Here is a 10,313-nt window from a genome sequence, read left to right on the forward strand (position 1 = left end):
GCGGCTCCGGCTGCGGCCGACCCTGCGGCTGCGGCTGACCCTGCTCAACGGGGTGCTGCTGGTCGGCGCCGGGGCGATCCTGGTGCTGCTGGCCTGGCTGCTGGTCCGCGACGCGCTGCGCCCCACCGACGAGCTGCTGCCCGGCACCACCGTGCTGCTCGCCGACGGCCGGTCCCTGGACGCCGGCCAGTGGCAGCGCCAACTGGTCGACGCCGCCTCCCGGGAGCTGCTGGTCAAGGGCCTGCTGGCGCTGCTGGCGGTCAGCGTGGTCGGGGTCGTCGGCGCGTACGCGGTGGCCGGCCGGGCGCTGCGCCCGCTGCACCAGGTCACCGCCACCGCGCGGCGGCTCGGGGAGGCCACGTTGGACCAGCGGATCCGCTGGCACGGCGCGGACGACGAGGTGGCCGAGCTGGCCGAGACCTTCGACGCCATGCTGGACCGGATCGCCGCCGCCTTCGCGGCGCAGAAGCGCTTCGTCGCCAACGCCTCGCACGAGCTGCGTACCCCGCTCGCGGTGATGCGTACCGAGATCGACGTGACGCTCAGCGACGACGAGGCGGACATCGCCGAGTACCGCCGGATGGCCGGCGTGGTGCGGGACGCCTCCGAGCGGGCCAACGGCCTCGTCGACGCGCTGCTGGTGCTGGCCCGCAGCGAGGCCCAGGCCGGCCGCCGGCTGTCCCGGCGCGCCGAGTGCGACCTGGCGGTGGGCACCGCCAACGCGCTGTCGGCGATGTCCCGCGAGGTGGAGCGGATCGGGCTGCGGGTGCACACCTCGCTGCGCCCGGCGCCGGTGGTCGGCGACCCGGGCCTGCTCGACCGGCTCGCCGGCAACCTGGTGGAGAACGCGGTCCGCTACAACCACCTGCACGGCCGGCTCTGGGTGCGCACCGGCACCGACGGGCAGCGGTCCTGGCTGGTGGTCGGCAACACCGGCTTCGAGGTGGCCCAGGCCGACGTGCCCGGGCTGTTCGAGCCGTTCCGGCGCGGCGGTCAGGAGCGCACCGGGGCGCGCGGCTCCGGCCTCGGGCTCTCCATCGTGCGGGCGGTCTGCGACGCGCACGGCGGCACGGTCAAGGTGGTCGCCCAGCCGGGCGGCGGCCTGGAGGTGACGGTGACCCTGCCCTCCTCGGACGCGCCGGCCGCCACCTGAGGGGTTGTGCCCACCCGGCCGGCCTGACATGATCAACCGGTCAGCCCGAGCCAGGAAGGGGGTGCGGTCGATGTCCACCGTGAACAGTCCCGCGCCCCGCACCCGACACCGCTGACCTTCCCTTCGGCGGGGCGCACTCCGTATCAGGAGGAAGCAGCGTGCCTGCGTTGATCCATTGCGTCACCGTCGAGACCGACGACCCGTACACCCTGGCCAGTTGGTGGGCCGAGGTGCTCGGCCGGAAGCTGCTCGACGACGACCACCCCGGCGACCCCGAGGCGGTCCTGCTCGCCCCCGACGGCCACGGCCCCGACCTGCTCTTCGTCCAGGTGGGCGAGCGGCACGGCAAGGGCGCGTTCCACCTCGACCTGCACGCCGCCGAGGGCACCCGGGACACCGAGGTCGAGCGGCTGCTCGGGCTCGGCGCGACCCTGGCGGCCGACCGGCGGCGGCCGGACGGCACCGGCTGGGTGGTGCTGGCCGACCCGGAGGGGAACGAGTTCTGCGTCTGCCGCAGCGCGGCGGAGAAGGCCGCCTCGGCCTGACCCCCGAACGCGACCGGCCCCCGCCGTGCGGCGGGGGCCGGTCGTGCGGTCGGCGGAGGTCAGTCCCGCGTCTCGATCTCGCCCCGCATCGCGACGAACTGCTTCTCCAGCTCGGCGGAGGCCTTGTCGTAGATGAGGATCATGCCCAGGCTGCCCTTGTCGGCCCAGGTGCAGACGCCGACCTTGACACCCTCGGTCTGGCCGTCGCCGCACTTGGCGTCGCCGCCCAGCGGGCCCGCCTCGACGGTCCGGAACGTGGTCACGCCCATCTCGGAGCCGATGCCCTTGGTGGCGTCGTCCAGCTCCTTCTTCGGGTCGGCGATCAGGCCGGAGACGCCGACGATCATGACCAGGTCGCCCTTGGTCGGGTCGCCGTAGAACGCGCCGACCGTCTCCTTGGCGTCCGGCACGTCGCCCTTGATCTGGGTCTTCATCTGCTCGGCGGCGGCCTGGAGCTTCGGCTCGGTCACCTTCGGCCGGCCGGCGAGCGTGGCCGGGGCCTGCACGTGGGTCTTGGTGGCGTCGACGACCTCGGCGACCTTGTCCTTGGTGGCGAAGTAGGCGACGGCGCCGCCACCCACGCAGAGCACCACCACGACGGCCAGCACGATCAGCAGGATCTTGCCGACGCTGGACTTCTTCTTCGGCGGCTCGGCCGGGGCGAAGCCGGGCTGGCCGGCCTCCGCGCCGTACGGCTGGCCGGGCTGCTGCGGCGGCGGGAAGCCACCGGGCTGCTCCTGGGGCGAGGGGTAGGAACCGGACGGAGGGGTGTACGGCGGCTGAGACATGTGGTTTGGCAGCTCCTGTGAGAAATCTGGACGCGTGATCGTAGCCAGCCGCTGCGACATCGCGCTGCTCACCCCCTGCTCGGGCGGGAGAACCGGAACCAGGTCGTGACCGGCGGAACCATCGGGGTGACCCGTCGGTGACGCACCGCCGACCCGCCCGGCCGGGCCCCATACGACGATCGCGGTGGCCGGACCGTCCGGGTGGGACGGTCGGCCACCGCGATCGCGGGGGAGCGGCGGTGCATCGGGCCGGCGACGGCCCACCGGGTGGGCGTCAGCGCAGGCTGGCGACCCCACGGGGCAGGAACCGTCGGCCGGTGACCTGCTCGGACGTGCCGGTCCGGTCCAGGTACGGCGTGACGCCGCCCAGGTGGAACGGCCAGCCCGCGCCCAGGATCATGCACAGGTCGATGTCCTGCGCCTCGGCGACGACGCCCTCGTCGAGCATCAGCCGGATCTCCTGCGCCAGCGCGTCCAGCGCGTTCTGCCGGACCTGCTCGGCGGTGAGCGGCTGGTCGCCGACCACCAGCAGCTTGGCGACCTCGTCGTTGATCTGGTCGTCGACCACGATCGGCTGGCCCGAGTCGGCGATCCGCTTGAGGTTCTCGCTGACGCCGAACCGGTCCGGGAACGCCTCGTGCAGGGTGCCGCCCACGTGGTACGCCACGGCCGGGCCGACCAGTTGGAGCAGCGCCAGCGGACGCATCGGCAGGCCCAGCGGGTCCAGCGCGCTGTTCGCCACGTCCAGCGGGGTGCCGGCGTCCACGGCGGCGAAGACCGTGCCGAGGAAGCGGGTCAGCAGCCGGTTGACCACGAACGCCGGGGCGTCCTTGACCAGCACCGACGACTTCTTCAGCTGCTTGCCGACCGCGAACGCGGTGGCCAGCGTGGCGTCGTCGGTCCGCTCGCCCCGGACGATCTCCAGCAGCGGCAGCACGGCGACCGGGTTGAAGAAGTGGAAGCCGACCACCCGCTCCGGGTGCTCCAGGTCGGCGGCCATCGCCGTGATGGAGAGCGACGAGGTGTTCGTCGCCAGCACGGCCTCCGGCTTGACGATCTTCTCCAGCTCGGCCCAGACCTGCTTCTTGACGTTCAGGTCCTCGAAGACGGCCTCGATGACGAAGTCGGCGTCGGCGAAGACGGACTTGTCGACCGAGCCGCTGACCAGGCCGTACAGCTTGGCGGCGGTGCCCTTGTCCATCCGGCCCTTGCTGACGGCCTTCTCGATCTGGGTGTGCACGTAGCCGACGCCCTTGTCCACCCGGGACTGGTCCAGGTCGGTCATGACCACCGGCACCTGGAGGCGGCGGGCGAAGAGCAGAGCGAGCTGGCTGGCCATCAGGCCGGCGCCCACGATGCCCACCTTGGTGACCGGCCGGGCCAGGCCCTTGTCCGGCGCGCCGGCCGGCCGCTTGGCCCGCCGCTGCACCAGGTCGAAGGCGTACAGGCCGCTGCGCAGCTCCTCGGAGAAGACCAGGTCGGCCAGGGCCTCGTCCTCGGCGGCGGTGCCGGTGGCGAAGTCCGCGTCCTTCGCCGTCTCCAGCAGGTCCAGCGCCTTGTACGCGGCCGGGACCGCGCCGTGCAGCCGCTGGTCCAGGGTCTGCCGGGCGAAGTAGAGCACGCCCGCCCACATGTCCTTGTCGACCTCGGGGCGGGTCACGGTGACCTCGCCGCGCACCACGCCGGCGGCCCACTCCAGGGACCGCTCCAGGAAGTCGGCCGGCTCCAGCAGCACGTCCGCGATGCCCATCTCGGCGGCCTGCTTCGGCTTGAGCATCTTGTTCTGCATCAGCGGGTTCTGCAGGATCACCTGGGTCGCCGCCGGGATGCCGATCAGGTTCGGCAGCAGCTGGGTGCCGCCCCAGCCGGGCACCAGGCCGAGCGAGACCTCGGGCAGCGCCAGCGCCGCCGCGCCCGCCGACAGGGTCCGGTAGTGGCAGTGCAGGGCCAGTTCCAGGCCGCCGCCCATCGCCGCGCCGTTGACGAAGGCGAAGGTGGGGACGGCGCTGTCCTTGAGCCGGGCGAAGACCCGGTGGCCGAGCCGGCCGACCTCCAGCGCCTGCGCGCGGTCGGCCAGCGCGGGCAGGCCCACGATGTCCGCGCCCACGCAGAAGATGTACGGCTTGCCGGTGACCGCGATGAACGCCGGGTCCGCCGCCAGGGCCGCCGTGATCGCCTCGTCCAGGCTGGTCAGGCCGGCCGGACCGAAGGTGTTCGGCTTGGTGTGGTCGAAGCCGTTGTCCAGGGTGATCAGGGCGGCGGGCTTCGCCAGCCCCGGTACGCGTACCTGGCGCAGCAGCGCCTTCGTCACGACCTCGTTCGGTGCCGCGAGCGCGCTCACTTGTTGCCCTCCCAGTGCGGGTTCTCCCAGATCACGGTGCCGCCCATGCCGATGCCGATACACATGGCGGTGAGGCCGTAGCGGACCTCGGGGTGCTCGGCGAACTGCCGGGCGAGCTGGGTCATCAGCCGTACGCCGGAGGAGGCGAGCGGGTGACCGATGGCGATCGCGCCGCCCCACGGGTTGACCCGCGGGTCGTCGTCGGCGATGCCGAAGTGGTCGAGGAAGGCGAGCACCTGCACGGCGAACGCCTCGTTCAGCTCGAACAGGCCGATGTCGTCGATGCTCAGGCCGGCGATGCGCAGCGCCTTCTCGGTCGACGGGATCGGGCCGACGCCCATCACCTCGGGCTCGACGCCCACGAAGCCGTACGACACCAGCCGCATGCCGACCGGCAGGCCCAGCTCGCGGGCGGTCTCCTCGGCGACCAGCAGGGCGGCGGTGGCGCCGTCGTTCAGGCCGGCGGCGTTGCCCGCGGTGACCTTGCCGTGCGGGCGGAACGGGGTCTTCAGGGTGGCCAGCTTCTCCAGCGAGGTCTCCCGGGGGGCCTCGTCGGTGGTGGCCAGGCCCCAGCCGTTCTCCTCGTCACGGATCGCCACCGGCACCAGGTCGCCCTGGAGCTTGCCGTTGGCGTACGCCTTGGCGGTCTTCTGCTGGGAGGCCAGCGCGAACGCGTCGGTGCGCTGCTTGGTGATGTGCGGGACCCGGTCGTGCAGGTTCTCCGCGGTGGCGCCCATCACCAGGGCGGACGGGTCGACCAGCTTCTCCGCGATGATCCGCGGGTTGGGGTCGACGCCCTCACCCATCGGGTGGCGGCCCATGTGCTCGACACCGGCGGCGATCGCGACGTCGTACGCGCCCATCGCGATGCCGCTGGCCACGGTGGTGACGGCGGTCATCGCGCCGGCGCACATCCGGTCGATGGCGAAGCCCGGCACCGTCTTCGGCAGGCCGGCCAGCAGGGCGGCGGTGCGCCCGATGGTCAGGCCCTGGTCGCCGATCTGGGTGGTGGCGGCGACCGCCACCTCCTCCACCTTCTCCGGCGGCAGCTGCGGGTTGCGGCGCATCAGCTCGCGGATGCAGCGGATCACCAGGTCGTCGGCGCGGGTGTTGGCGTACATGCCACCCGCCTTACCGAACGGGGTACGGACACCGTCGACGAAGACGACATCCCTCACTTCACGGGGCACTCGAGCCTCCTAGCCGGCACTGGCATTTCCCCGGATGCTACTCGCCAGTAACCAAACCCGTCACCACCCCCCGTGTGGCCCGCCCCACACTCCGGACGGAGGCCGACCCCTGTCGATCAAGGGGTTTGCGTCTGTCGGGCGGCGTGGCGCCGACGCAAACCCCTTGATCGACCAGCGGGAGCCGTGGTCAGGACTGCGGGGTGTGGAGGGCCCGGGTGAGGGCGGGCAGGAGAAGGCCGAGCTGCCACTCGCGGGCACCGAAGCCACGCAGCGTCTCGGCCACCGTGTCGTCGGTGATCTCCTCCGGTGGCTGCCAGGCCAGCCGGCGGATCGAGTCCGGGGCGATCAGGTTCTCCGCGGGCATCCGGTGCGCGCCGGCGGTGCCGACCACCACCTCCCGGCAGCGGGCCAGCCGCCCCGCCGCCACCGGGTCCCGCTCCGCCCAGCGGTGCGGCGGCGGCGGACCCTCCACCGTCGGGGTCATCGGCAGCGCGTCGTCCGGCAGCTGCCGGGCGTCGTCCAGGGCGGCCAGCCAGGTACGGGCCAGCCGGCGCACCGAGCGGCCGCCGAAGCCGGGCAGGGTCAGCAGCGTCTTCTCGTCCTTCGGGTCCAGCTCGGCGGCGGCCACGATGGCCGAGTCCGGCAGCACCCGACCGGGCGCGGCGTCGCGCCGGGAGGCGATCTGGTCCCGGGCGTACCAGAGTGACCTGACCCGCGCCTGGGCCCGCGCCCCGCGGACCCGGTGGATCCCCGAGGTACGCCGCCACGGCTCGGCCCGCACCCGGGGCGGCCGGGCGCCGGTGCGCACCAGCGCGGCGAACTCCTCCGCCGCCCACTCCGACTTGCCCTGGCGGCTCAGCTCCTCGTCGAGGGCGTCACGCAGGTCCACCAGCAGCTCCACGTCCAGCGCCGCGTACGTCAGCCAGGACTCCGGCAGCGGCCGGCTGGACCAGTCGGCGGCCGAGTGGTGTTTCTCCAGGGTGAAGCCGAGCAGCTGCTCGGTCAGCGCCGCCAGGCCGACCCGCTCGAACCCGGCCAGTCGGGCGGCCAGCTCGGTGTCGAACAGCCGGCGGGGCCGCAGCCCCAGCTCGGCGAGGCAGGCCAGGTCCTGGCTGGCCGCGTGCAGCACCCACTCGGTCTCGGCGATCGCGGCGTCCAGCGCGGACAGGTCGGGCAGCGGCAGCGGGTCGATCAGGGCGGTGCCGGAGCCCGCCCGGCGCAACTGCACCAGGTAGGCGCGCTGGCTGTAGCGGTATCCGGAGGCGCGCTCGGCGTCCAGGGCCACCGGGCCGGTGCCGGCCGCGAAGCGGGCCACCACCTCGTCGAGCTGGGCGGGCGTGGCCACCGGCGCGGGCGTGCCCTCGCGCGGCGCGGTCAACGGGACGGGCCCGCCGGTGGTCGGTTCGCTGCTCGCGTCCGCGGCGTCCGGGACGACCGGCGACGGGTGCGGTGCGGCTTCTCCCGGACGGCTCTCGGCGGCCCGACGGCGCAGGGGTGGTTCGTCGGTCACCTGACAACCCTAGTGCGCCGGCAGATCCGGTGTGCGCAGCCGGTCGGGCGCGTGTCGGCGACGTGGCCGGCGGATGTCGCGGCGGGGTCGCCTTGCGTCGATGTGGCAGGGTCGGACAACGGGGGAGACAAACCCCGTTCGCGCCGGTACGGTCCTTCGGGCCGCGCCGGGCCGTCCAGGCCTGGCAGCGGTGACGCGGCGGGGCGGGCACGGGGAGGACGAACGATCATGACGGCGGGCTACGGAGCCGGGGACGGAATGCCCGGGCAGGGCGCGGACGGGACGGCCGACCAGGAGCACGGGCAGCCGCCGGCCGGTGGTCGACCGGGGCCGCTGCCGCCCCGCATCGAGCGCCCGACCGGCCACGCGCAGGTGCCCGCCTTCCCGGCACCGCAGACCCCGCCCGCGCCCGGTTTCGGCGCGCCGCCCGGGGCCGGCCCCGTCGTCCCGCCGCCCGCCGGTGGCGCCTACGGGCAGTCCTCCTCGGCCGCCGGTGGCGCCTACGGGCAGTCCTCCTCGGCCGCCGGTGCCGGCTACGGGCAGTCGTCGGCCGCCCCCGGGGCGGGCTGGGCCACGCCGCCCGCCGCCTCCGGTCCCCCGTCCGCTCCCGAGCAGTCCGGCGTGCCCGCGTCCTCGGCCGTGCCGGGGCCGCGGACCGGCTGGGCCGCCCCGCCGAACGGCGGTCAGTGGGGCGGCGACACGGCCGCCGCACGCGGCCAGGGCGGCTGGCCACCGGCCGCCCCCGGCCAGCCCGCCGGTCTCCCCGGCACCCCACCGACCCAGGCCACCCCCGGCCGGGCCCACGCCGGGCCGCCGCCCGTCGCCCCACCCGCCGCCGGGCCGGCGTACCCGGACCAGTCGACGTCCGGGCCGGCGTATCCGGGTCAGCCGACGTCCGGGCCGGCGTATCCGGGTCAGCCGACGTCCGGGCCGGCGTATCCGGGTCAGCCGACGTCCGCGCCGGCGTATCCGGGTCAGCCGACGTCCGCGCCGGCGTACCCGGGCCAGCCGGTCTCCGGGCCGGCGTACCCCGGTCAGCCGCCGGCCGGTGGTGCCGGGGTGCCGGGACCGCCCCCGGCCGCCCGTCGGCGGTGGGCCGCGGTGGTGGCCCTCGTCCTCGTCGGAGTGCTGGCCGTGGTGGCCGGCGTGCAGGCGTACGAGATCCACCGGCTGACCGACCGGCTGGCCGCGACCGACCGGCGGGTCGCCGAGAACGGCACCCGGTCCGAGGCGATCGAGCAGCGTACGGCGGCGCTGGAGAAGCAGGCCGGCACCACCTTCAACCCGGAGGCGGTGGCGAGCGCGGTGCTGCCCAGCGTCTTCCGGGTCCGCGCCGGCCAGTTCACCGGCACGGCCTTCGCGATCGGCAAGGCTCCCGCCGGGGGCGGTACCACGCTGCTGACCAACTTCCACGTGGTGGAGTCGGTCTACACCGGCGGCGGCCGGAAGGTCTTCCTGGAGCGCTCCGACCAGCGCTTCGACGCCACCATCGTCAAGGTCGACAAGGCCAAGGACATTGCCCAGCTGCGGACCACCGCCACCTTCAAGCCGCTGCCGGCGGCCGCCACGGCGGTCAAGTCGGGACAGCAGATCGTGGTGGTCGGCGCGCCCCTGGGGCTGCAGGACACCGTCACCACCGGCGTGGTGAGCGCGTTCCGCAAGGACGACGGCGACTCCGGCCCGGTGATCCAGTTCGACGCCCCGATCAACCCCGGCAACTCGGGCGGACCCGTCATCAACGGGTCCAAGGAGGTCGTCGGCATCGCCACCGCCAAGGCCCGGGACGCCGAGGGCATCGGCCTCGCGGTGCCGATCAAGACCGCCTGCGACACCTTCTCGCTCTGCTGACCGGCGCCGCCGCCGGTCGCCCCTGACCGCATCGCACACCGTCCGGCGTGGCCCCCGACCACGCCGATCCGTCGACCCGGGCCCTTCAGGGCACCGCGGGGGACCACACCTGGAGGAAGACATGTCCCAGCCACCGACCGGACCGGAGGGCTACCCGCCCCAGCCGCCGGGCGGCACCGTGTACGGCAACGCGTACGGCGGCCAGCCCGCGCCCCAGCAGTACGGCCCGCCCCAGCCGGACCCGACCCTGGTGCAGCCGGCGCAGCCGCAGTCCGCGCCCCCGGCCCCCGGCCAGTACCCGCCGCCCGCCGGCCAGTACGTGCCGGGCGCCGCCCCGGTCTCCGCGCCGGGCTACCCGCAGCCGGTCTCCGCGCCCGGCTACCCGCAGCCGCTCTCCGCCCCGCCGGTGTCCACGCCGCCGGTCTCCGGGCCGGGCTACCCGATGTCGGCCCCGCCCGGACCGGTCCCGCCGTACGGCGCGCCGGCCGCCGGTGGGGGCAAGGGGCGGGCGACGTTGGTGCTGGCCCTCGTCGCCGGACTGCTGTTCGTCCTCGGCGGGGTGATGACCGGGCTCTACGTCACCACCAACGGCAAGCTGGACAAGGCCGAGAAGCAGGTCAGCCGGCAGGACGGCACGATCACCGCGAACAAGCAGGAGATCGACAAGCTCAAGGCCGACCTCCAGTCGGTGCGCGACAAGCTCTCCGACACCGAGCAGGACCTCACCGGCACCAAGAACGACCGGGACGAGCAGGCCCGGCAGAAGAAGGTCATCGCCAGCTGCCTGGACAAGCTGACCACCGCCCTGCGGGCGGCGTCGCGGGGCGACCGGGCCGCCGTCGACGCGGCCAGCAAGGGGCTGGACAAGGTCTGCAACGAGGCCGAGGACTACCTCTGACGGAAGTCGTCACGGGCCGCTCCGGATCTCCCGGGGCGGC

Annotated in this window: 8 protein-coding genes; 4 read left to right on the forward strand and 4 right to left on the reverse strand. The window is 74.4% G+C overall.

Annotation, left to right across the window (positions count from 1 at the left end):
* Window positions 1-10: 10 nt before the first annotated feature.
* On the forward strand, window positions 11-1,153 hold the full coding sequence (locus GA0070611_RS30880; protein WP_091673715.1) for a sensor histidine kinase: 1,143 nt from the start codon (window positions 11-13) through the stop codon (window positions 1,151-1,153).
* 158 nt (window positions 1,154-1,311) lie between these two features.
* On the forward strand, window positions 1,312-1,698 hold the full coding sequence (locus GA0070611_RS30885; RefSeq protein WP_091672228.1) for a VOC family protein: 387 nt from the start codon (window positions 1,312-1,314) through the stop codon (window positions 1,696-1,698).
* 59 nt (window positions 1,699-1,757) lie between these two features.
* On the opposite strand, the gene GA0070611_RS30890 is transcribed toward GA0070611_RS30885, so the two are convergent.
* The 4 genes from GA0070611_RS30890 to GA0070611_RS30905 all read right to left on the reverse strand — a co-directional run bounded on the left by GA0070611_RS30890 (window position 1,758) and on the right by GA0070611_RS30905 (window position 7,527).
* Window positions 1,758-2,486, reverse strand: coding sequence for a hypothetical protein (locus tag GA0070611_RS30890; RefSeq protein ID WP_091672231.1), 729 nt, complete (start codon window positions 2,484-2,486; stop codon window positions 1,758-1,760).
* Window positions 2,487-2,760: 274 nt separating this feature from the next.
* Window positions 2,761-4,827: a 3-hydroxyacyl-CoA dehydrogenase NAD-binding domain-containing protein gene (locus GA0070611_RS30895; protein WP_091672233.1), complete on the reverse strand. Its 2,067-nt coding sequence runs from the start codon at window positions 4,825-4,827 to the stop codon at window positions 2,761-2,763.
* Window positions 4,824-6,017, reverse strand: a complete 1,194-nt coding sequence (locus tag GA0070611_RS30900) for a thiolase family protein (protein ID WP_091672235.1) — start codon at window positions 6,015-6,017, stop codon at window positions 4,824-4,826. The genes GA0070611_RS30895 and GA0070611_RS30900 overlap by 4 nt, the downstream gene beginning before the upstream one ends.
* 187 nt (window positions 6,018-6,204) lie before the next feature.
* Window positions 6,205-7,527 carry a ribonuclease D gene (locus GA0070611_RS30905; RefSeq protein WP_091672237.1) on the reverse strand — a complete coding sequence of 441 codons (1,323 nt, stop codon included), beginning with the start codon at window positions 7,525-7,527 and terminating at the stop codon, window positions 6,205-6,207.
* A gap of 621 nt (window positions 7,528-8,148) precedes the next feature.
* Here GA0070611_RS30905 and GA0070611_RS30910 point away from each other — a divergent pair.
* Together GA0070611_RS30910 and GA0070611_RS30915 are read left to right on the forward strand one after the other, a co-directional pair.
* Window positions 8,149-9,375, forward strand: a complete 1,227-nt coding sequence (locus tag GA0070611_RS30910) for a trypsin-like peptidase domain-containing protein (protein WP_331715364.1) — start codon at window positions 8,149-8,151, stop codon at window positions 9,373-9,375.
* Window positions 9,376-9,496: 121 nt separating this feature from the next.
* Window positions 9,497-10,273 carry a hypothetical protein gene (locus tag GA0070611_RS30915; RefSeq protein WP_091672243.1) on the forward strand — a complete coding sequence of 259 codons (777 nt, stop codon included), beginning with the start codon at window positions 9,497-9,499 and terminating at the stop codon, window positions 10,271-10,273.
* Window positions 10,274-10,313: the final 40 nt, after the last annotated feature.

Source organism: Micromonospora auratinigra (genome assembly GCF_900089595.1).
GTDB lineage: Bacteria > Actinomycetota > Actinomycetes > Mycobacteriales > Micromonosporaceae > Micromonospora > Micromonospora auratinigra.